This window comes from Paenibacillus sp. VTT E-133280, assembly GCF_002264385.1.
GTDB classification, from domain to species: Bacteria; Bacillota; Bacilli; order Paenibacillales; family Paenibacillaceae; genus Paenibacillus_AQ; species Paenibacillus_AQ nitricinens.
Window position 1 is genome coordinate 52,750 of record NZ_NFUX01000031.1, and the last position, 21,884, is coordinate 74,633.

Below are 21,884 nucleotides of genomic sequence, written 5' to 3' on the forward strand. Positions count from 1 at the left end.
TATGCTGGAAATATAAGGATAAGGTATAAAAAGAAAAGGATACTTCACCTGGTAACTATTCACCGGTCTCCGCAAATCGTTTGATTCTTTCCTCAATCTGGTCACGCACACGCTGGAACACTGCCCACTTCTCTTCATCGGTCCCTTGCGCTTTTGCCGGATCATCGAAGCCCCAGTGTTCCCGTTTGACCTTCGGAGGCGTCATTGGACATTTATCCGCAGCGTCCCCACATAACGTAACGACTAGATCAGCATTATTCAGCAGATTAGAATCAATCATATCCGAGGTCTGTCCGGTGATATCTATGCCTACTTCGCTCATGGCTTGTACAGCTTTTGGATTTAGACCATGGGCTTCAATTCCAGCGCTATACACGTTCCATGCTTCCCCTAGATAACGCTTCGCCCAGCCCTCAGCCATCTGACTCCGGCAAGAGTTTCCTGTACATAAAAAATAAATCGTTTTCTTGTTCATCTTGATCTTCCCCTTTTCAAATTAAGTAATCAACAACCACAGATAAAGACCTAAAAGTGTAATAAACAACGTTGGAATAGTTAATATAATACCCGTCTTAAAATACGTTCCCCAGGATATCTTCACCCCTTTGGCCGAAAGCACATGGAGCCACAGCAGCGTTGCTAGTGAGCCAATCGGGGTGATTTTAGGCCCTAAGTCTGAACCTATAACATTCGCATATATTAACGCCTCTTTAATAACTCCGGTTGTATGCGTTGCATCAATTGCGAGTGCGTCAATCATTACAGTAGGCAGATTATTCATCAATGATGAGATCAATGCAGCAATGAACCCCATACCCATAGTTGCAGCGAATAGACCCTCATCAGCAATCATTCCTATCGCCTTAGCGAGCAGATCAGTTAGACCCGCATTCCGAAGTCCATATACCACGACATACATTCCAATGGAGAAGAACACAATCGCCCAAGGTGCTCCTGTAAGCACTTCTTTCACCTTGACGGAAGGGCTTCTTCTCGCGAGGAGCATGAACACAATTGCAATGATTCCCACAACCACTGATACCGGAATCTTCAAGAATCCACTAACGAAATACCCTATTAAAAGAATAGCCAGTACAATCCATGATAGACGGAACATCTTCTTATCTTTGATAGCCTCTTGCGGATCTTTTAGCTGGGAATCATTAAATCGCTTCGGAATACTTTTGCGAAAAAAGAAATAAAGCACTACGATACTCGCCATCAACGAGAATAGTGTAGGTACAATCATTTTCCCCGCATACTCCATAAAGGTAATTCCAAAAAAGTCAGCCGATACGATATTCACAAGATTGCTAACCACAAGCGGTAATGAGGTAGTATCCGCAATAAAGCCGCTAGCAATAATGAATGGAAATACTTTTTTCTCATCAAAATTCAGCGCTCTTACCATAGCAAGTACAATAGGGGTAAGTATTAGAGCCGCTCCATCATTTGCAAAAAAGGCAGAAACCAATGCACCAAGAACGATGACATACACAAACATTCGTGTTCCGTTCCCCCGTGCCGCTCGCGCCATATGTAAAGCAGCCCATTCAAAAAATCCGATACTGTCTAAAATCAAGGAAATTAAGATGATTGCAACAAACGCCAACGTAGCATTCCATACCATCTGTGTTACATCCAGAACATCATTAAAGCTAACTACCCCAGCTAGTAAAGCAATGATCGCTCCGCCGCAGGCTGACCATCCAATCGATAAATTTCGAGGCTGCCAGATTACAAAAATTAAAGTGACTATAAAAATAAGTATGGCTAGCATGACCACTTTCTCAACACTCCTATAATCTGCGAATGAATCCTATATCACCATATAACTATATAGTTATATACACTCTAAAAAAACCACAACTATATTTTAGTCACAGCAAGGTGCTTTAACTTCTTTATTCAAACTAGCCAATATCGCGGCTGAACTGGGCATTTGTTGAAGAACAGCCCTAAGATGCGGTTTATCCTCGACATTTAATGAATAATGCACCCACTGTCCTCGTTTGCTTTCTTTCACGATCCCTCGACTCTTCAATTTCCGTAAATGCTGACTAATCGCCGGCTGGGATATATCAAAAATATCAAGGAATTCACACACGCACCATTCCCGTTCTTTCAAAAGTGATAGCATGGCCAGTCGCGTCTTATCTCCTAAGAGCTTCAAATCATCTGCAATATCCGTCAGTGATTGCATCCCTACTTCTCCTCCTTCCAATATATATATAAGCGAATACTTATATTGTAATGAACTAGACATTGAGAAGCAAGAATTTATTTTAAATTGTCTTGCTTACACCACTCGTGCTCCAGCATACTGAACATCAAAGAATCACGCCAGCCATCTTTTATGAGTAAAGCATCTCTTAATCTGCCTTCATAGGTCATGCCAATCTTGGTGAGCACCTTGGATGATCCACTATTTCGAGGGTCACAGGTCGCGTATATTCGATGTAGATGCTGCTCTTCAAAACCAAACTTCAACATTAGTCCGGCTGCTGCTGTAGCGACTCCCTGTCCCCAGACATCAGGATGGACAATATAGCCGATTTCACCGCTTCTGTCCGTATGGCTTCTTATATTTAGTTCAACCATGCCGATCAAATTTTCAGTTCCTACTGCAACTATGGCTTGTGCGAACCTAGTTCTGGGAACTTTTTGAGAGTCATCTAGTGCCTGACTCACAAAGGAAAGGGTTTGATCAGGAGTATTTGGGCCCCAGGCTTGAAAACGACACACACGATCCTGTGAACAATACGCATGAACATCTCTCCAGTCCGTTTGCTTCAATTCGCGTAAATAGATTGGATTTAGATCTTGCATCATCATCCCCCTCTAAGTTTCCCTTTAGCTTTATCCCATTAGCTATTCATGTGGTTTAGGTTCTAGGAATCGTTACAACAAACTGTGTTCCTTCTCCAACTTTACTCTCCACTTCAATTCTACAATCATGTATTTTCAGAATCTTCGTTACAATGGAAAGTCCAAGTCCATTCCCTTTAAGAGCGCTGCTACGCGCCTTCTCCACCATATAAAATCGATCAAAGATAAGCGGAAGTGCTTCCTCAGGAATGCCTTTTCCAGAATCTTTAATATATACCTTCACAAATTGCGCGTTCATCTCAATTTCAACATGAATGGTACCTTCTTGCCCCGTATATTTTATAGCATTATTTATTAAGTTCTGCCAGACCTGATCAAATAAATCTTTATCCACCGTGATCTCGCAAGGCAATAAATCCAATTCAATCATAATATCTTTCCGTGCCCATTGTGGTTCCGCTAATACGATCGTTCTTCTTAATTGTTCATCTAATTGGAATGTGGTGGGATTAACCGGATGGTGTTCTGAATCGAGTGAGGCTAATCGGAGCAGATTATCACTAAGCCTAGATAATCGTAAGGTTTCCTCATAGATAATATCCAGATGCTCTTTTTGCTCTTCTAATGGAATGACACCGTCTTGTAGCGCTCTTGTAAATCCTCTAATCGATGTAAGTGGTGACTGCATTTCATGAGAAACATTGCTGACAAAATCATCACGAACTGAGTCCATTTTCTGCAGCTCACTTGCCATACGATTAAAGCTCTCCATCAGTTCACCAAATTCATCCTTATTACGATAGGTCAATCGGACAGATAAATTACCTGACGCCATTTCCTTAGCTGCAACAGTCAGCTTCTTAATAGGCTTCACAATATACCTGGACATGAACAAAATAAGCAAGCTTCCGATGACTAGTACAGCTAATAGTGTAAACAGAAGCGTAATTCTCAAGCCTCTTACAATCGATGAAAAATCAATCTTGATAATGAAAGCACCTTTCCCATCATCTATCTTAGGAATCCCTACGATAGCAAGTCCGCCCCTACCCGATAAAAAGACCGCATCGGTTGTGTTGGATTTGAATAAGGTAGCAACCTTCTCCTTGTCTAATGAAAAAACAGATTCACTTGGCTCATTAACAACCGCTATATCAATACCAAATCGATTAAGCAGATCTGCAAATGCGTTTACTTTTTCCGGATCATCTATTAGATTTGTCACCTTAGCTATATCTTTAGCAATATTAATGAACATATGGTTTGGGGTATTATTTTTTTCTGAAAACTGCATAAAAAGAAAAAAGGAAATAATTAAACTGACTAAAACAATACCAATGAACGTAACGACGATTCGAAGACGCAAGCTTTTTCTCACCATCTAGGCTAGCTCCAGTCGATAACCAAGTCCTCTTACCGTAGAAATAATGACCTGAGGAATAGGCTCAAGACGTTCCCTTAAGCGTTTAATATGCACATCAACTGTACGATCATCACCTTCATAGTCCATTCCCCATACATTTTCTATAAGCTGAGTCCGTGTGAAAATTTGCTTTGGCGAACCCGCCAAAGCAAATAACAATTCACATTCTTTCTTTTTCAATTCAACCATTTGATCGGCATTAGAGACTATTAAATTCCCTAGATCAATCGTTACTTCCCCTAATTGAATAACATTCGAAGGTGTCACATGATATCTCTTCAATAATGATTTGACACGAAGAATCAACTCTATGGGATCAAACGGCTTTACTAAATAATCGTCTGACCCGGCATTAAATCCCCTGACTTTATCTTTAGACTCTCCCTTGGCTGTAACCATCAGGATTGGCATATCGATATAAGATCGAATATCTTCTGTCAGTTCAATACCATCGATATTCGGCATCATCACATCCACAATCACTAAGTCAATTTTTGTATGAGCTAGAATGTCTAATGCTATTTGACCATCTTCCGCTTCCACTACGGAAAACTGATTTTTTTCAAGATATAATCGGATTAGCTTGCGGATATGGGAATCATCATCAACCACTAGAATTGTGCTCATACATCAATTTCCTTTCCAACATTGTATTTATTCGTATCGTAGAGATTCCATCGGATCGAGCTTGGCAGCCTTCGATGAAGGCATCAAACCAGCGATAATACTAATCCCTGTACTTACAACTAATCCGAATACGATATAAGATCCAGATAAGTTAATAAGCTTTACGCCAAATGCATTTTCCAGAAGTATATTTAAGCCAAAGCTAATGATAGCTGCAAAGATTATGGCGAAGACACCGCTAAATATTCCCAATAATGCGGATTCGGAAAAGAATATTCGCTTGATATCTTTCTTTCTTGCCCCAATCGCACGAAGGATCCCAATTTCTTTAGTCCGTTCCACTACACTAATATAAAGTACAACCAATATCATAATCCCTGATACGATGAGCGAAATCCCCGCAATACCAGATAGAACGATCGTAGCCATATCCACATAAGTTGTGATACGCTCCATGATTTTTGCCGTTTGGGAGCCCGAGAAGCCCGCATCAACAGCCGCTTTATTAATATCATTCACATATTTCATATCCGTTGCAAAAGCATTAACCTGAATCGGGCCAATGGTAATCCCTTTATCAGTATACATTTGCTCCAGTGTCTGTGTTGGAATATATCCTGTTGGTGACATTTGTGCTCTTGGATCAGTGGCTTCATAAACACCAGAGACCGTGATTTCTTTTTCCAATGTGATCGGTTTATGTTTAGCATCCATTTCATTAATATACAGATGAATAGACTTCCCTACCATAGCATTCGGTTGGTCATTTCCACTTAATTGACTCGCTATTTTCGTTGGTAATAATACTTCATTTTCTTTCGGTAAAGCCCCTGCTTTAATCGTCGCTTTATCAAACGTATCGTTTAAGGTGGTTAATTGTGTAAGACTACTCGTTTGTTCCCCAAAAACCGTAGTAGATTTGCCTGTAATGGTTGTTATGGACTCTACATGATCTACATTTGGAAGGTTACGAATCGTTTCAACATCGGCCTTTGTAAACGTAACGCCGGGTAACATCATCGCTTCTGGGCCCTTCATGTCCTTGGCTTCTGGATTTGGCTTAGTGATATCCACCAGCAAAGGGTCCATACTTGAATTTATTTCATTATTAATATAGCTCGTGATCCCATTTCCTAAGGAAAGCATCAAAAGTACACTTAAAATACCTATCGAACCACCCAATGCTACCAATACATTACGTTTGGCATTAAGCTTCATATTTTGAAGAGCCATTTTGAAAGAAGCCATTAAGCTGAGGTTTCGAGCCGAACCATCTCCACCATTGTAGGTAGCCATGGAACGTTCCTTCAAATGAATATCGTCTTTAACCAATCCCTCTTCAAGCTTAACGATACGGCTACCGTAATCAGCTACTTTCTGCGAGTGGGTCACGGTAATGACCAAAATCCCTCTTTTCGCTATGCTGTTCAACAAGACTAATATTTGATCCCCTGTATCCTTATCCAGCGCACCCGTAGGTTCATCTGCCAGTATAATATCTGGATTGTTCGACAATGCGCGTGCAATGGATACCCGTTGCTTCTGTCCACCGGACAGTTGATTCGGACGTTTTTTCAGATGATCCTTTAATCCTACCTCCGTCAAAATCTCTATAGCACGCTTATTACGTTCCTTTTCGCTTGTATTCGTCATCTGCATCGCAACCGTAACATTTTCCAAGACGGATAAGTGTGGAATCAGATTAAAGTTTTGAAATACGAAGCCGATGTTGTTTTTGCGATAGTCATCCATTTCCTTTTCGGTCATCTTGCTTAGGTTCTTCCCGCGAACAAGGACATCGCCTTCATAATCAGAGTCCATTCCACCAATGATATTCATTAGTGTGGACTTGCCGCAACCAGACTCACCGAGGATGGAAACAAATTCACCTGTCTCAAAGCTTAAATTCACATCATGGAGTACTGGAACCTTTTCCTTACCATACAAAGTATACGATTTTTTAACATTCTTAACCTCTAATATGTTCATTCCGATCTCTTCCTCTCCTGGGTCACGCTCTTTTTCTCTGTCTTTGATGTTGCCTATCCTAACAAATTTATGTGAACTGATAATGAACTGGAGACTTTCATGATTTGCAGCGAAAAAAGACAACCTTCAATAACTGAGGTTGTCTTGTCCTGATCTATAAGAAATTAGTGAGTCATATAATAGGCAATTCGCCCAATTTCTTTACCTGCGTAATAAACGATATCAAAGATTAGCACTGCTAAGAAAAATTTAGAGAACAACGGATACTTGTTAAATAAAGGCTTAATACTCTTCTCTATGAACTCCATTCATGTTCCCCTTTCTTTAAGCTAGCGCTCTTTTTCGTAACAATCTAATTTGGCCTCTGTGATTAATTTCATCTTCGAATACATGAAACCACATGAAATAGTAGTTCGCCTGTTTGTTATGCCAGAATTCCTCTTCTGTATATAACCAGTCATCATCAACGTTTGCGAACAATGCATACGTTCTTTCTCTTACTTCATTTAAACGGTCTAAATAATAGTTAAGATCATTCCCTTTAATCATTGCTCGCCCTTCGTCACCTAAGCTTAACGCTGGCCCCCATATGGTTAATTCTTCCTCAGACAAATCTCTTCCCTCAAACGTTGCCACTTGATACGCATATTCTACCGCAGCGTAGTGTGATAATAACGCTCCAATGGAGTTGCTTTCTGAGTCCAATAAGTAGTCCAGTTGTTCCACTGTTAGACCGGCAACGGCTTGTAGTGTTGTGTGTCTGGCATAGTTCATCATGGATAAAAGACGACTAATTTGCGGTGAATAACCGGGGATATCTGTAATCAGATATATTTTGTCCATGTCGATCATAGTGTGATCTCTCCTTCATATCTTCGAAATTGTAAATTTAACAAGACTATGTATTTGTCCAGTTCAAAATTGCTCCGTTCTAACAAGTCCCAGCCGTTTTCCCTCCACGATAGCTTCGGATCTGGAGTGTACACTCAGCTTCTCAAAGATTCTCAAAGATTCTCGTCAAGTTATACTCCACAGTTCTTTGTGACATTAAAAGTTTGCTGGCTATGTCTTTGTTGCTTTTTCCACTGGCAACTTCTTGGAGTATCTCTTGTTCTTTTTGATTAATAGATACTTCTTCAATGAACTGATTATCCCGGTTACTGGATATCTTGATATCACTTCTGCGCAGCTGCTTTAGTAAAGCTACTGGAATGACAGCCTCATTTCTTAGTGCACAACGAATGATATTTAACAACTGTTCTCTGGAAGCTGTCTTAGAGATAAATCCTGTAACCCCTGACTCTATCAACAGGTTATAATGCGCACTGATTTCATATCCGGTATATATCACTACTTTAGATTCGGGATCACGCTGAACGGCTCTTTTGGTGAATTCGAGTCCGCTAATGGTAGGCATATTAAGATCGCATAATATCACATCAAATCCTTGCTGCTCCAGCCTATCGAAAGCTTCCATTGCTGACAAAACAAAGGTTACCTCCATATCAGCATCCTGCTCAATCATGTTTTTGGTTCCTTCTCCAACTGAAGGATGATCGTCAACCAACAAGATACGTATCATCGTCATCGCCTCCTCTATTTTTCTCCTCTACAAGTGTCATTGTCGGTAAATAAATAGTAACCTCCAACCCTTTACCCTTCTCCGAGTTAAACTTACATTCTCCTTCTAAACTCGCTACACGCTCTTTGATACCGGACAAGCCCATATGATGAAATGATTCTTTAATATCTCCGATATTCATTCCTACTCCATCATCCTTGTAACGGAAATAGAGCTGCTCTTTCTGTTCCAGTTCAATCTCAATCTGATTTGCCTTGGCGTGCTTCCCGGCATTTCTCAGAAGTTCCTGCACAATTCGATAAAGAGCTATCACCAATTCATCACTTAACTCGCCTATCGGATTTGATGTAAAGCTAATAAAATAATTGGACTGCAGCTGAGCATACTCAAATAAAATTTCCAGCGCCTTCACAATCCCAGCTTCCCTAAGAAGCGGAGGACGCAGTTCATTGCAAGTCTCCCGGATCTGATAGATAACATCCAACAGCCCCTCTTTGATCTGAAGCAGCTCCGGTAAGATTTCTTTTGAAATGTCGTGATCGGAGATCAGCGTTTCTAGCCTACGAAGCCAAATAAGTTGATCTTGAAGGGCAGAATCGTGTAAATCTGCCGCCAGCTTTCTTCGCTCATTCTCTGACAAGTTAAAAATCAGGCGCAGAACCCAGGGTGACCCATGTTGCTCTTTTTTCATTTCAACTTCAAGGTCTTCAATCAGACCTTCAATCAGATATAAATTCTCATAGACGATGCTTGCATAGTTTGCGATGGTGTTTAACCAATTTAGCTCATCCCTATTCGTCTTGATATGATTCTTCTTATGATCGATCCATAGGAGATGAACACTCTTTTTATGGCGACCTATCACTAGTAGGATCCCTTGCTGAAGTTGAATGACCTCCCCTACTTTAAGAACAGGGTATTGTGATACAAATTGTATATAGATGTCTTGGCCAGAATCATCCACGATTGGCTCGAGACTATGCAAATTCTCATCCTCATCTATCTCAAAAAAAGCCAACCGATTAACCGGTAAAATCTCATTGATCTCCTTGTTGAGTGCAGCTTCCAAATCAGATACCTTCATAACCTTTGAGATTTGCTTAGAGAATCGTTCCAAACTCCCTTGATAATGATGAAGTTCATGGACCAGCTTAGGCCGGAAATAATGATCTATTTTCTCCTTAAAAAATAAGAAAGTCGTAATCGATAAATACACCACCAAAAACATCTGAACCCATTTGATCCAATCATATTCCGGCCTACTCTGAATGATCGCCAGTACTACCACAATGATTAGCGCCGGAATGAAAGCAATGAACAGATCATATTTGAATCGACTAAAAGCGAAATCAATATCAAATAGCTGTTTAGCAGTGAGCAGATAAAAATAGGTAACTGGCATTAAAAACAAGAAAATCGTAGTGATTTCGTAAGGAATCAATTCGATCCCAAAAGCTATCGGCACAGCTGAAAGAAAAATAAATGGTGTAAACGCAAGGATTTGTCCGGTTAGCATAATTTTAAGCATCGATTTAAGTGCTGTGCTCCGATAATTGATGTATACATAGAGCAGCTTAAATATGCTGTATAGGATGCCTACAACAAAAAAACCAATAATAATTAGACGCATAAAGGAATATAAGGCTCTATCCCAGGAGTAAATAACTAAACTAAAGCTTGAAACCATACCAAGTAAAATGACGAATCCGTAGGATGTCTTGATAAGAAAATTAGAAAGAAATAGAACATTAAATCCTTTCAGATGTACTTGGACAAAGTGGATAAACACCAGCGGGATTAAAGGTAGTAAGCCACTCATAGTAATTCTACCGATGAGATCTGATCTGCTTGAGGCATATCCGGCGAAGTACGTCACTCCCACCAATAAAAAGAACAAAATCAGCAGTTCAGCTGCGCGTTCTCCATTTTTTCTACGGTATAAAAGAAGACTTAACACCATCAAAAAAACAAAGGTTGCTCCAGGTACTACAAGCTGTGTGAACGTATGATATACCGACAATTTATTCTTGATATCATAATGTTCTGCGATCAGGATACCCTCTTTAGAAATACGGAGGAGATCAATGGATTGAACTTGCGTGAGATTTCCGTATCTCACCGGTCCATCCACTTTTTCAATCGGTGTTCCATTAACCGCTACTAAAATATCCCCTTCCCGTAAATTCTGCTTATAGCCCTCACTGGAAACGTCGACCTCTGCGATATAATATTGTCCTTGTTCATTCTGCTCCAGGCCAACTTCAAGTAAGATATTGGAGTGAATGATTCCCACAAAATGAATGATAAGAAAGGCAAAAACGCATAGTAACCCTGATATGAAAAAATAACGGAGTTTCATTCTCATTTGAATCCCCCGGAAGAACAAAATTATACATATTTGTAATTCAGATCATGTATCCTCTACTATCTTAAATGAATTCAATAGGGAATAATATACTTTTATGCATGATATTCCTTCATTTATAAACGAACGCAAGAGTTATTGCGCTAAACTGATCGGCTGCCGTTTAATCCTGAGGTTTCGATTCAGAATCCAAACTGCTACAGCACCATATAAAATTACCGGGACCCAACCACTCTCTCCAGCTACATACTCTAGCATCGGTGATGAACTCGAAGTAATATTGCGCAACACACTATCTAGAGCATTATTAGTTCCATGTAAAAGCACTGCCGGCCATATACTGCCAGAGGTCAGACGCAGTTCATTAATAATAATTCCCGCAAATACAACGGATAAAGTGAACAGGGTCAACACAAGCCAGCGGTTCCCTGAAGAATGATAGGCACGTGGGCCAAGAATCGCGGGATAATGCCATATTGCCCAGATAAAACCCATTGTGATACTGGAACTAACTCTTCCCATCCATTGAAAGCGCGGAAGCAGCCAGCCCCTCCATCCTATTTCTTCCCCCAATGCAGATAGCGAACCCAGAACAATATAAACGACCAAATATATAGCCGTCTTGATCCATGAATCTGGAGGATTCAAGCTTGATGCCCATCCTGTCCAATAGACAGCATAACCCGCTCCCAGTGAAATTAAGGGAATAACCAAAGCCAATATGTATTCTTTTCCACCTCTAAATCTGAAACCTAACCTTCTCCAGCCCTCAGCACGATAACCATCGCGTACAATCAAGAACATCATGAGAAATACTGTGAGCAACGGGGTAAAACCGTACAGACCTTGTGCTGATTCTGGGAGTAGCAGCATCCCAAGTGCCATTGCCCACACCATAATAATAAATAGAAGAGATTGTTTCTTGTCAGAGAGCAATATTCTCACCTACCTTTTTATAATTAAACGCCTGTTTTTCCTATATAATCCAATTCTACAATAGAATCCAGGTCATTTCACCGAAAATAACTGCCGTTAAACCCGCAAGTCTTTTGCGGTGGTGCACCTCAACACCTCCTCATCTGGCATAAAACTCAAACTACCTTCTCATACTATGGGGAGAATATGGAGGTGAATGTCATGCCAAAAAATAACGCCAGTCCCAAAGGTGAACCAGGCAAACATCAACCAAGTAAGAAAAACAATGCACAGAATAACAATAACTTTAATGAAGCGGCTCAGATGGTTAACATCGATAAAGCTGCCGATTATGTTCCCAGCTTAAACGGTGTTTCCAAAACCGACGTCTAAACCGCACTGTTAAACAAAAAAACACTCCTCAGAATATTCTGAAGGAGTGTTTCATTTCAAAGATTATATGCGATACGTTAAGCCTACTACACCGTTACTGTAAGCTTTTGAGTCCACAAGATGAAGTGGGACTTGATTCGTGATCTCGTCAAAAAGACGCAATCCAGAGCCAACGACTACGGGACAGATATTAAGCCTAAGCTCATTTAACAATCCATTTTGTAATAGGGATCTGACTAATTTCGGACTACCAGGGATCTGAATGTTCTTTTCAGGCTGTTGCTTTAGCTTCATTATCTCCTCGAAGAGATTGCCCTTGATCAGGCTTGCAGGTTGCCATTCGAGCATGTCCTCCGTAATCGTACTGGGGACCAGATATTTGTCAGAATGGTTCAGGAATCTTGCCATGGGTAAAAATCGTCACCCTAATCCTGCTAGAATCTTTCTAGATGAATTTTCTGCATCTTGTTCATGATGATCTACAGGCACACTCATCACTCCTTGTACCAGAAATGAGTACTTAACACTCGATCCGCAATATAAGACATTCTTGATTATTTCAAGTTTTCTAACTCGACGGTCACTTTTTCAATCAGATTCACGAAGGAAGCCAGTTCTTGAGAGCCCTTCACCTGATCTCTGGAATACATGGAATTGTGTTCTGATTCTTTTTTCACCTTGGACAGTGTGGAGTTGATATTATTCAGCTTCTCATCAATCGTTCCTATTGAATCTTTAGAGCGGCGAGCTAACTTGCGTACTTCATTCGCGACGACTTCGAAACCTCTTCCGTACTCCCCTGCTCTTGCTGCTTCAATGGCTGCGTTTAAGCCCAAAAGATGCGTATGATCAGCCACTTCCCTAATCATTGTACCCACTTGATGAATAGACTCTACCTCTTTGTCGAGATATAACACAGTTTTATGTGTTTTCTCTTGATAATCAGCATTCTTACTAGCTAATTCCTCGATGGATTCACTGCTATCTTTCAGTTGAACCATTAAGGATACTAATTCTTGAACCGCAGAACTAACACCTGTAAGCAAGTGGTTTTGCTTTTCCAATAAATTTTCTATTTTTGCTTTTTCATCGACTTCGTAGGCTTCAAGAACCAACTGTGAATCCAGATTAAACATCTTGGTTAATGCATGTATGACGGGTTTCCAATCAGTCGGTAATATCCGTTCAAAATAAGCTGTAGCGAGATCTAAATATAATATGTAAGTACCCAAATACCAATTCGTTGTCAGACCAATACGCGAGTGAATTTTACCTATAAGCAGGCGTCTTTCAATAAAGGCTTCATCAATCACACCCGAGGCCATGGATAAAAAATACCACTGCTGCGTTTCCTTCAATCGATCAAGTGTACTGTGCTGTTCAATGATATGGAGTAGCTCAGGCTCCTCTATCATCTGCTTATACAATTCATCTACAAGGGAGCTTACGATTTGCCTGAATTCTTTTTCCTTCCCTTTCAATACATTTAAATCAGCCTCAGTAATCCCAATATAGCTAACTTGCTGTTGTCGCTCTAAACTAAGATTGATCATAATTTGGTCAACTTCCCTCTCATTTTGTTTATATAATGATCATCGCATCTTCCATGCCATCCCCTATGGCATCTATTTATCTTGATAATAAAGGTATTATTTTTATAAATTTTAACACTTTATTTACTTAAATAGTTTATTAATTTTACAAACTTTGCATTTCGTAGCATTATTCTTAGATCACATAAAAAAGAGGAGCTCCTGTAAAGGAAGCCCCTCTTAACATTATAACCTTACCCCACAGCAACAACTTGTTGCAGCAATTCTATCGTCATCCGGTCAATGAATTTCCTGAATTTCTCTTTGCCTTTAGCGTTGGCCTTATAGTAGTTAATCAATGATAAAATTACTGGAATGATTTGATCTTCACTTAGCCCTGACCTAAGGGAATGTGCAATCGAAGTTTTAAGCCCTTTCGGTTCTCCTCCAACAAAAATCTCATAGGTATTACGCATTTTGACAACGCTAATGTCTTTCAGCAAAGGCTCACTAGTACCGAGTGCACAGCCCGCATAACCAATCTTCAGTGGCATAGGTGTTTCAATCCCTGCTATGGACTGATTTAATTTCTGTGCAACTGCCAGACCTGCTTCCTCAGCCCCTCTGCAGAAATTACAGGCAATCAGGCTTTTCGTGACAAAACCAGCTGAATATACTTCCAAGCCTAGAAGCTCAAGTTGTTCTACGATCTCTTCACGCTGTTCCAGAGGAACCTCCAAATAAAGCTGTTTAAAAGATGTCATTTCAATTTTTGCATTCGTCCCTAGAATAACTCCTATTGTAGCAAGCTGCTCAGGCGTAAACAGGCTTCCCCCCACTTGAATTGGAGGCGCAATTGCAATTTTCGTGATTTCTCCCATGATCTCCGTCTCCATTCCTCTAACCATTTAGTTACGGATCTTCACACGTTGCAGACGTAGTGCATTAAGAACAACGGAAACCGAACTGAGAGCCATTGCCGCACCCGCTACCCATGGAGCCAAGAAACCAAGTGCTGCAATTGGGATGCCAAGTGAGTTGTAGCCAAGTGCCCAGAATAGATTTTGTTTAATATTAGTCATCGTTTTACGGCTCATGTAGATGGCATCAGGAATACTGGATAGATCGCCTCGCATTAAAGTAACATCCGCTGCTTCCATAGCCACATCCGTACCGGTACCGATAGCCATCCCAATATCTGCAGTTGCAAGGGCTGGAGCATCATTAATGCCATCGCCAACCATAGCTACTATCTTTCCTTGCGCTTGTAATTTTTTCACTTCCTCCGCTTTTCCTTCTGGAAGCACCTCAGCGCGTACATGATCAATGCCAACTTGAGCTGCGATGGCCTTTGCCGTACGTTCATTATCTCCGGTAATCATGATGACCTGGATGCCCATTCCTTTCAAGCGACTGACAGCAGCCTGAGAGGTTTCTTTGATGGTGTCCGCAACAGCTACCATACCCACGTACCCTTTATTTATAGCCACAAGCATTGCTGTTTTACCGGATTCTTCTAAAGTAGACATGATCTTATAAGCATGACTTGCCTCTACGCCGTATTTGTCCATGAGACGCCGAGTACCAATTAACAGCTCCTTGCCTTCCACGACAGCCTTAATCCCATACCCCGGTATCGCTTCAAAAGAGTCTGTCGCTGGCATTTCAATATTTCTTTCCAAGATGCCTGCGACAATAGCTTCTGCCAGTGGATGTTCTGAATTCTTCTCAGCTGCACCCACCAGTCTAAGAAATTCTGTCTCATTACCTTCGACCAAAATATCGGTAAGCTCGGGTTTCCCCTTTGTTACTGTACCTGTTTTATCTAAGATGATCGTGTCAATTTTATGTGTTTGCTCTAAATGCTCTCCGCCTTTGAACAGGATTCCCAGTTCAGCTGCACGTCCGGAACCAGCCATAATGGAGGTTGGTGTAGCCAGACCCAAGGCACAAGGGCAAGCGATAACTAGAATGGCGATTGCTTTTTCCAGAGCTCCTGCAAAATCACCCGGTGTTACGATGAAGTACCACACCAAGAATGCAATAACGGCAATCCCAACAACAATAGGAACAAAAATACCGGAGATAACATCTGCGACCCGTTGAATAGGAGCTTTCGAACCTTGCGCTTCTTCTACTACTTTAATAATCTGCGCAAGAGCGGTTTCTTTCCCTACTTTTGTGGCCTTAATTCGAAGCATACCGTTTTTATTAATCGTCGCTCCAATGACGGAATCTCCGGCTTTCTTTTCCACAGGAAGGCTTTCCCCTGTCAGCATGGATTCATCTACCGACGAGATCCCTTCCAGCACTTCACCATCTACAGGTACTTTATTCCCTGGACGAACAAGTACTATATCACCAGTAATAACTTCCTCTACAGGGATGCTTAATTCTTCACCGTCACGGACAACTAAAGCTGTCTTGGCTTGCAGTCCCATCAAGGATTTAATAGCTTCAGATGTCCGTCCTTTTGCCAAGGATTCGAACAATTTTCCCATTAGAACCAGGGTAATCAATACTGCACTCGTCTCATAATACATTTCTGGTCCATGATGCGCGCTCCCACCATTTACAGCCCAAACTATGGTTAGGTACAAGCTGTAAAAAAACGCCGCCGAGGTCCCAAGGGAAACTAGAACGTCCATGTTCGCACTGCCGTTACGTATTGCTTTATAAGCACCGATGTAAAATTGTTTACCAATATAAAATTGAACTGGTGTTGCCAAAATCAATTGGAACCATGGATTCATAAAAAGGTCAGGCAGCCAAATCCACGAAGTAAACGAAAAGTGGCTCACCATAGCCCACAGTAATGGAAAGGATAGAATCGCGGAGATTAGAAGCTTGCGTTTTTGCTTGGTTAAATCTTGTTGTCGCTGTTTGGCTGGATCACCTTGCTCTTGTTTGAGAACAGCCTTGTATCCAAGCTTATCCACCCGCTGCTGCATATCAGATACAGAAACTTCAACGGGATTATATTCGACATGTGCTGTTTCCATCGCAAAGTTCACGTTGGCTATGCTTACACCTGGTAGCTTATTCAGAGTCTTTTCAATTTTCAATGCACAAGCAGCGCATGTCATACCTACAAGCTGTAAATCTACAGCTTCTTTAGCCGTGCTATACCCGAGCTTCTGAATACTTGCTTCCATTTTACTTACGTCCACTATACTCGGATCATAAGTCACTGTAGCCCTTTCCATTGCAAAGTTTACGTTGGCTTCTGTTACACCTTCTAACTTGTTCAAGCCTTTTTCTATGCGGTTTGCACAAGCAGCACAAGTCATCCCTGTGATTTGTAATGAAGTTTGTGATTGTCCCGCCGCAGCAGTAGTCATTATATAAACACCTCTTCCACTTTTGTGATGATTTCTATTGTTTGTATCTTCCTCTTCTAGACATTAGTATACCCCCCTACCCTATATTATGTCAAGCGACAAGCTATACACCAAACACTTAAAAAGGAGTCCTCTCAGTAACAGAAATCCTGTTTCTGAGAAAACTCCTTCATGAATCCTCTCTGAAGAGAGTCCTACTGAGTTAAGCGGCCATTTCACGGCAAATTTTCGCACAGGCAAAACATGCTTCTGCACATTGCTGGCAATGATCATGGTCATGTTTTTGGCATTCGTTGCCACAAGCTTCACAAGCCTCTGCACAAGCTAAACATAAGGCCTTGGCATATTTACTATTCATTGAAAGGGCATGCGCAGTGAATCCGCATATATCTGCACATTCACGATCCAGGCGAATGCACTCCTTCATCATTGCTACATGATCTTCCTCCAGGCAAGATGAGTAACAGTGATTACAAGCTACCATACATTTTAAACACTCTTCAATACACGCTTTATAGTTTTGATGTGACATCATAAAAGCTCCTCTCAGGATGTAATTTAGTATAGTCCCCTACTCTATATATACCCAATCGTGAGCTAACTTATCATGCTCAAAGAAATTATCCGGAACTAAACACTAGACAAGTAACTGTTTCTCAATTTCTTGACGATTGAACACAAATCCGAAAAATACCTGATTGTTAATGAAAATGGTAGGAACCAGCCTTTTTCCAGTTCGATTAAATAACGTATCTGCATGGTCAGGATGATCTGCAATATTAAATTCAGAAAATGGAATATGATGCTCACTTAAGAACTTTTTAAAATTTCTGCAATCCTCACAAGTCGGTGTTGTAAATACCTCTACGTTCATATGGGTCGTCCTCCTTCAGTATATCTCCTAACAACACTAGTATACCCCCCTACACTATATATGAATCTAAATAAAAAAAGGATTCCAACGAATCCTTTCTATTATCAATTTATTTATTTAATTAATTTATTGATAGTAATTAATAACTCATCTAACACTTCATTTTCACCATCTTGAATTCGTTCCACGACACAGCTCTTCATATGATGTTCTAACAAAAGTTTCCCTACGCCGTTCAAAGCAGATTGGACTGAAGAGATTTGATGCAGCACATCATCACAATAGGTGTCCTTCTCAATTAATCCCTTTAGCCCTCTCACTTGTCCTTCAATTCTATTGAGTCGGCTAACCAGGTTCTTTTTAGTCTTCTCAGAGTGATGACTTTTCCGTTCACCCGTGCTACATGATTCGTGCTCGTGCGTATGATCTTCCATGCACCAATCACTCCTTTCCATATAGTTTTATTATACTATAGCCTCCCTAATCTATTCAAAATATAAAATATAATTAGACTTTCATCATTTCATGGGATATCACCGATGTCTCAATTTGAATAGTAGTATGCTGGATTTTGAAGCTTTCCGCTATTAACTGAATGGCTTGCTGCAAAATACGTTGATCATCTTCCTGATCTTTGATTAAGAGATGACAGCTTAGTGAATCAAGGCCCGAGGTAATTGTCCAAATATGAAGATCGTGAACATTTATAACGCCCTCGATATTTTCTAGAACTGCCTTCACCTCAGCTGGATTGACTGTAATCGGTGTACCTTCCATAAGAACATGAACGGTATGTTTGATGATTCCCCAAGCGCCTCTAAGAATTAATAGAGCAACTAGTACGCTTATAATTGGGTCGGCAATATACCAGCCAAAAGTCATCATAACTAAACCCGCAACAATAGCCCCTACCGAGCCCAAAGCATCGCCAAGCACATGTAGATAAGCGCTGCGAAGGTTAATGTTATTCTTTACATCCCCTTTTCTCATAAGAGACCAAGCACTAGCAACATTGGCTAGTAGACCTATACACGCGATCAGCATCATAGAACCACTTGCAACCGTAGGCGGCTCAAAGAATCGACCATAAGCTTCCACGATGATAAAACCAGCAACTACAAATAAGGTCACCCCGTTCAATAGTGCCGCTAGAATTTCAAACCGATGGAATCCATACGTTTTATTGGGAGATGCAGGTTTAGTTGCAAACCAGACCGCCACTAGGCTTAATGCTAAAGAGCTTGCATCGTTTAGCATATGCCCACTGTCCGATAGCAACGCTAAGCTGTTAGTGACCAGTCCGCCAAAAAACTCCAAAAACATAATTCCTACCGTAATTATTAATGCAATCATTAGTCCTTTTTTGTTTCCGCTAGGATCAAAATGATGATGACCGTGAGGTCCGTGGGAATGATCGTGTCCTGCATGGGAATGATTGTGATCGCTGTGATCGTGATCGGAGTGTTGCACGTCTACATGTTCAATCTGAGGGTTGTGATTATTCTTGTTCTTATTCATGATTAACCTCCTATTTACCTTCAGCAAGATAGTATTTGTATGCGCGCACAGCGGTATTCAAAAGCTCCAGATCATAATAACATATGAACAAGTGCTCATATGTTATTATGATCTGGATTTTTCTTCTTGTCAATAACAAAGCAGAAGAGGGACATCCTCAGCCAGAAGTCTCTGTCTAAGCTAATAATACAAAGAGGATCCTCCGCAGCTCTACCTGCATGAAGGATCCTCTGAAACCATAACCGTGAATTAAATCAAATCTGATTGTTGTAGTAATCTTTGAATGATAGCCGCAACTTCCGCTCTCGTAATAAAGGCTTTTGGCGCGAGTACATTTCCGCTTCTACCTGTGATAATTCCTGCTTGCAGAGTATCTGCAATGCCACTCTTAGCCCATCCCGATGCTTCAATCGCATCCGTGTAAGAATGCAGCAGCTCACTCGCTTCTATGGAAGGAAGCTTAGCTTTCAAATCGGTAATAATCATAGCTTTAGCAATCATACTCATCGCCTGTTCGCGAGTAATTTTGTCTGTTGGACGGAAAGCTCCATCTTCAAAACCATTGATTAGTTTATAGGAGTAAGCTGTCTGTACCGCATCATTATACCAATCTGAGATCTTTACATCTGTAAAGGTTGTAGTGCCGCTCTCTAACTTCAATCCCAATCCACGAACGATAATAGCTGCAAATTCTGCACGTGTAATTTCCTGACTAGGGTTGAACAACTCGTTGCCGATACCATTAATAACCTTACGTGATGCCATTTCATTAACAATATCCTTAGCCCAATGGGTGGTGACATCCTTGAAGCTCTGCGGATCTTGAACTATGAAATACGTACTGTTCGTTAAACTGTGTATTCTCGCATAACCTTTACCATCAATAACAACGATCTGCGTCGGTACATGACGGAACGTGCCTCCCGCTTTAAATACTAGTCCAGTTGTGATCTTCTTCAGGTCTACGCCATCCGCAAGAGGAATCGTTCTTTCTACATAAGTATTAAACTGAGTGACTTCAATAGTTTTCCCAGCGTAAGTAACCTTCACTGTGAAATCTAATGGCTGAGCTACCAGCGTTAGCCCTTCCTTTCCTGACAACATTTCTATCCTTTTCAGTACATCCGCAGTAGGAACAGAAATTGAAATTTGTACTTTCATATCTTTTAGAGCAATGCCTGTGCCAAACTGTTCTGAAATAGCACTGATATCAATCTGTGCTGCTGACAACGTATAAGTTCCTTTTGGAGTACGAATGATTAACTGTGCCTGTTTTTGCTCCATATTCTTGATAATTTGACCATTTAGCTCTCCAATGATCACATCTGAGGTAGCAGTTACAGGAATAGTTATAATTGCATTCTGACCTTCCTTGTCGATACGTTGCTCTATTTTCGCCTGATCCACAACAATCGTTGTAATCGTCTGTCCATTTTGCTCAGACACCGTTGCTGTTCCGGCATTTTCAACCTTACCGTTCACCAATACCTCAACGATATTACTTGATGGTGTTGGTGTTGCAGTTACAGTTGGAGCCGTTGTTGATGTTGGTGTTTGTGGTGTAGGTGTAGGTGTAGGTGTAATCTCAACCTCCGTTGATGACTTCGGTGTCACGGAGTTCGAAACTTCAGAGGCTACACTACTACCAGCGCTATTAATCGCTTTAACTGAAAACGAATAAGTTGTTCCATTCGCTAGACCTGTTACCGTTATTGGACTTGTTGCCCCAACCGTTACGATATTACCCGGAGAAGCAGTAACCTCATAATTCGTAATTGGGGTTCCCCCGTTCGAATCAGGAACTGCAAATGTTACAGTTGCCTCGCCATCTCCGGCTACTGCTATTAAGTCCGTAGGTGCAGATGGTGATGTTCTTGGTTTCGTGCTAACTTCGTTAGAAGCTGCACTCTCCCCTCCCGGATTGGATGCCTTAACTACGAAATAATAGGATTCGCCATTGATTAGCCCTGTCACATCATAGTTATATACCGATTCGCTCACCGTAGCTACTTTCGTCTCGTAGATTCCAGAAGAAATCCCCTGGTAGATAGTGTATCCTATTGCACCCTTCACCGGATCCCATGTTAAGCCGATGAGGCCATTACTTGCCACAGGTGAATGAAGGATTGGCGCACCTGGTGCTGGAACCTGAGGCGTTCTAGTTACTTCATTGGAAGCTGGACTGATACCGTCAGGATTAACAGCCTTAACAATAAAATAATAAGCAGTTCCATTAATTAACCCGACAGCATCATAACTGTTCTCAGAGCCACTTATAGTAGCTACCTCAGCTGCATAAACACCTGAAGCTGTAGACTGATATACAGCGTAACTATCGGTACCATATACGGGACTCCAAGTAATACGAATATGTCCGTTCCCTGCCGTCACAGTCTCAATACTTGGCGCAGCAAGTTCAGGCCAGGTAAGGTCAATAACTGCACTAGTAATCTCTGCATGACCTGCCGCATCAAACGCCAGCTGTGCTCCGGTAAT

Annotated in this window: 22 protein-coding genes; 1 reads left to right on the forward strand and 21 read right to left on the reverse strand. The window is 41.1% G+C overall.

All coding sequences use genetic code 11. The annotated features are described in order from the left end of the window. Positions 1-55: 55 nt before the first annotated feature. The 12 genes from arsC to CA600_RS15135 all read right to left on the reverse strand — a co-directional run bounded on the left by arsC (position 56) and on the right by CA600_RS15135 (position 11,760). The gene (arsC, locus tag CA600_RS15085; protein ID WP_094871053.1) at positions 56-475 is read right to left on the reverse strand and encodes an arsenate reductase (thioredoxin); all 420 of its coding nucleotides are present in this window, start codon (positions 473-475) and stop codon (positions 56-58) included. Positions 476-496: 21 nt separating this feature from the next. Further along, the gene (locus tag CA600_RS15090; protein WP_179281633.1) at positions 497-1,780 is read right to left on the reverse strand and encodes an arsenic transporter; all 1,284 of its coding nucleotides are present in this window, start codon (positions 1,778-1,780) and stop codon (positions 497-499) included. Between the two features lie 96 nt (positions 1,781-1,876). Further along, positions 1,877-2,203 (reverse strand): ArsR/SmtB family transcription factor, encoded by a 327-nt coding sequence (locus CA600_RS15095; RefSeq protein WP_094871057.1) that lies wholly within the window; start codon positions 2,201-2,203, stop codon positions 1,877-1,879. A 77-nt stretch (positions 2,204-2,280) separates the two neighbouring features. Then, complete coding sequence (locus CA600_RS15100; RefSeq protein WP_306440398.1) at positions 2,281-2,835, reverse strand: GNAT family N-acetyltransferase; 555 nt, start codon at positions 2,833-2,835, stop codon at positions 2,281-2,283. 49 nt (positions 2,836-2,884) lie between these two features. Next, entirely contained in the window at positions 2,885-4,210 is a 1,326-nt protein-coding gene (locus CA600_RS15105; RefSeq protein WP_094871061.1) for a sensor histidine kinase, read from the reverse strand. Further along, positions 4,211-4,879, reverse strand: coding sequence for a response regulator transcription factor (locus CA600_RS15110; RefSeq protein WP_094871063.1), 669 nt, complete (start codon positions 4,877-4,879; stop codon positions 4,211-4,213). 27 nt (positions 4,880-4,906) lie between these two features. After that, positions 4,907-6,868: an ABC transporter ATP-binding protein/permease gene (locus tag CA600_RS15115; RefSeq protein WP_094871064.1), complete on the reverse strand. Its 1,962-nt coding sequence runs from the start codon at positions 6,866-6,868 to the stop codon at positions 4,907-4,909. Between the two features lie 164 nt (positions 6,869-7,032). Further along, positions 7,033-7,176: a hypothetical protein gene (locus CA600_RS31250; RefSeq protein ID WP_179281632.1), complete on the reverse strand. Its 144-nt coding sequence runs from the start codon at positions 7,174-7,176 to the stop codon at positions 7,033-7,035. Between the two features lie 16 nt (positions 7,177-7,192). Next, positions 7,193-7,720 (reverse strand): DinB family protein, encoded by a 528-nt coding sequence (locus CA600_RS15120; RefSeq protein ID WP_094871066.1) that lies wholly within the window; start codon positions 7,718-7,720, stop codon positions 7,193-7,195. A 142-nt stretch (positions 7,721-7,862) separates the two neighbouring features. Further along, positions 7,863-8,450 (reverse strand): response regulator transcription factor, encoded by a 588-nt coding sequence (locus CA600_RS15125; RefSeq protein WP_306440399.1) that lies wholly within the window; start codon positions 8,448-8,450, stop codon positions 7,863-7,865. Next, positions 8,428-10,815 (reverse strand): ATP-binding protein, encoded by a 2,388-nt coding sequence (locus CA600_RS15130; RefSeq protein WP_094871068.1) that lies wholly within the window; start codon positions 10,813-10,815, stop codon positions 8,428-8,430. The genes CA600_RS15125 and CA600_RS15130 overlap by 23 nt, the downstream gene beginning before the upstream one ends. Positions 10,816-10,950: 135 nt before the next feature. After that, positions 10,951-11,760, reverse strand: a complete 810-nt coding sequence (locus tag CA600_RS15135) for a CPBP family intramembrane glutamic endopeptidase (RefSeq protein ID WP_143812152.1) — start codon at positions 11,758-11,760, stop codon at positions 10,951-10,953. Between the two features lie 192 nt (positions 11,761-11,952). On the opposite strand from CA600_RS15135, the gene CA600_RS31255 reads away from it, so the two are divergent. Next, positions 11,953-12,123 carry a hypothetical protein gene (locus CA600_RS31255; RefSeq protein ID WP_156113190.1) on the forward strand — a complete coding sequence of 57 codons (171 nt, stop codon included), beginning with the start codon at positions 11,953-11,955 and terminating at the stop codon, positions 12,121-12,123. A 63-nt stretch (positions 12,124-12,186) separates the two neighbouring features. On the opposite strand, the gene CA600_RS15140 is transcribed toward CA600_RS31255, so the two are convergent. From CA600_RS15140 to CA600_RS15180, 9 genes are all read right to left on the reverse strand, one after another. Then, the gene (locus tag CA600_RS15140; RefSeq protein ID WP_094871072.1) at positions 12,187-12,531 is read right to left on the reverse strand and encodes a dihydrofolate reductase family protein; all 345 of its coding nucleotides are present in this window, start codon (positions 12,529-12,531) and stop codon (positions 12,187-12,189) included. A 146-nt stretch (positions 12,532-12,677) separates the two neighbouring features. After that, positions 12,678-13,676, reverse strand: a complete 999-nt coding sequence (locus CA600_RS32110; RefSeq protein ID WP_094871074.1) for a globin-coupled sensor protein — start codon at positions 13,674-13,676, stop codon at positions 12,678-12,680. A 233-nt stretch (positions 13,677-13,909) separates the two neighbouring features. Further along, positions 13,910-14,536 (reverse strand): nitrite reductase, encoded by a 627-nt coding sequence (locus CA600_RS15150; protein ID WP_094871076.1) that lies wholly within the window; start codon positions 14,534-14,536, stop codon positions 13,910-13,912. A gap of 27 nt (positions 14,537-14,563) precedes the next feature. Further along, positions 14,564-16,996 carry a heavy metal translocating P-type ATPase gene (locus CA600_RS15155; protein ID WP_094871078.1) on the reverse strand — a complete coding sequence of 811 codons (2,433 nt, stop codon included), beginning with the start codon at positions 16,994-16,996 and terminating at the stop codon, positions 14,564-14,566. Positions 16,997-17,198: 202 nt separating this feature from the next. Next, positions 17,199-17,528, reverse strand: a complete 330-nt coding sequence (locus CA600_RS15160; protein WP_094871080.1) for a four-helix bundle copper-binding protein — start codon at positions 17,526-17,528, stop codon at positions 17,199-17,201. A 105-nt stretch (positions 17,529-17,633) separates the two neighbouring features. Then, a complete protein-coding gene (locus tag CA600_RS15165) occupies positions 17,634-17,870 on the reverse strand; it encodes a glutaredoxin family protein (RefSeq protein ID WP_094871082.1) in 237 nt (78 codons plus the stop codon). Positions 17,871-17,983: 113 nt separating this feature from the next. Continuing rightward, positions 17,984-18,304 (reverse strand): metal-sensitive transcriptional regulator, encoded by a 321-nt coding sequence (locus CA600_RS15170; protein ID WP_042131123.1) that lies wholly within the window; start codon positions 18,302-18,304, stop codon positions 17,984-17,986. A 73-nt stretch (positions 18,305-18,377) separates the two neighbouring features. Continuing rightward, positions 18,378-19,388, reverse strand: coding sequence for a cation diffusion facilitator family transporter (locus tag CA600_RS15175; RefSeq protein ID WP_094871084.1), 1,011 nt, complete (start codon positions 19,386-19,388; stop codon positions 18,378-18,380). Positions 19,389-19,637: 249 nt separating this feature from the next. Further along, on the reverse strand, positions 19,638-21,884 hold a 2,247-nt coding region (locus tag CA600_RS15180), incomplete at its 5' end, for an S-layer homology domain-containing protein (RefSeq protein WP_094871086.1).

Bases quoted from the DNA above. Each gene is read 5' to 3' on its own strand.
- arsC (WP_094871053.1), bottom strand. From the start codon at position 475: ATGAACAAGAAAACGATTTATTTTTTATGTACAGGAAACTCTTGCCGG.
- CA600_RS15090 (WP_179281633.1), bottom strand. From the start codon at position 1,780: ATGCTAGCCATACTTATTTTTATAGTCACTTTAATTTTTGTAATCTGG.
- CA600_RS15095 (WP_094871057.1), bottom strand. From the start codon at position 2,203: ATGCAATCACTGACGGATATTGCAGATGATTTGAAGCTCTTAGGAGAT.
- CA600_RS15100 (WP_306440398.1), bottom strand. From the start codon at position 2,835: ATGATGATGCAAGATCTAAATCCAATCTATTTACGCGAATTGAAGCAA.
- CA600_RS15105 (WP_094871061.1), bottom strand. From the start codon at position 4,210: ATGGTGAGAAAAAGCTTGCGTCTTCGAATCGTCGTTACGTTCATTGGT.
- CA600_RS15110 (WP_094871063.1), bottom strand. From the start codon at position 4,879: ATGAGCACAATTCTAGTGGTTGATGATGATTCCCATATCCGCAAGCTA.
- CA600_RS15115 (WP_094871064.1), bottom strand. From the start codon at position 6,868: ATGAACATATTAGAGGTTAAGAATGTTAAAAAATCGTATACTTTGTAT.
- CA600_RS31250 (WP_179281632.1), bottom strand. From the start codon at position 7,176: ATGGAGTTCATAGAGAAGAGTATTAAGCCTTTATTTAACAAGTATCCG.
- CA600_RS15120 (WP_094871066.1), bottom strand. From the start codon at position 7,720: ATGATCGACATGGACAAAATATATCTGATTACAGATATCCCCGGTTAT.
- CA600_RS15125 (WP_306440399.1), bottom strand. From the start codon at position 8,450: ATGATACGTATCTTGTTGGTTGACGATCATCCTTCAGTTGGAGAAGGA.
- CA600_RS15130 (WP_094871068.1), bottom strand. From the start codon at position 10,815: ATGAGAATGAAACTCCGTTATTTTTTCATATCAGGGTTACTATGCGTT.
- CA600_RS31255 (WP_156113190.1), top strand. From the start codon at position 11,953: ATGCCAAAAAATAACGCCAGTCCCAAAGGTGAACCAGGCAAACATCAA.
- CA600_RS15140 (WP_094871072.1), bottom strand. From the start codon at position 12,531: ATGGCAAGATTCCTGAACCATTCTGACAAATATCTGGTCCCCAGTACG.
- CA600_RS32110 (WP_094871074.1), bottom strand. From the start codon at position 13,676: ATGATCAATCTTAGTTTAGAGCGACAACAGCAAGTTAGCTATATTGGG.
- CA600_RS15150 (WP_094871076.1), bottom strand. From the start codon at position 14,536: ATGGGAGAAATCACGAAAATTGCAATTGCGCCTCCAATTCAAGTGGGG.
- CA600_RS15155 (WP_094871078.1), bottom strand. From the start codon at position 16,996: ATGACTACTGCTGCGGCGGGACAATCACAAACTTCATTACAAATCACA.
- CA600_RS15160 (WP_094871080.1), bottom strand. From the start codon at position 17,528: ATGTCACATCAAAACTATAAAGCGTGTATTGAAGAGTGTTTAAAATGT.
- CA600_RS15165 (WP_094871082.1), bottom strand. From the start codon at position 17,870: ATGAACGTAGAGGTATTTACAACACCGACTTGTGAGGATTGCAGAAAT.
- CA600_RS15170 (WP_042131123.1), bottom strand. From the start codon at position 18,304: ATGGAAGATCATACGCACGAGCACGAATCATGTAGCACGGGTGAACGG.
- CA600_RS15175 (WP_094871084.1), bottom strand. From the start codon at position 19,388: ATGAATAAGAACAAGAATAATCACAACCCTCAGATTGAACATGTAGAC.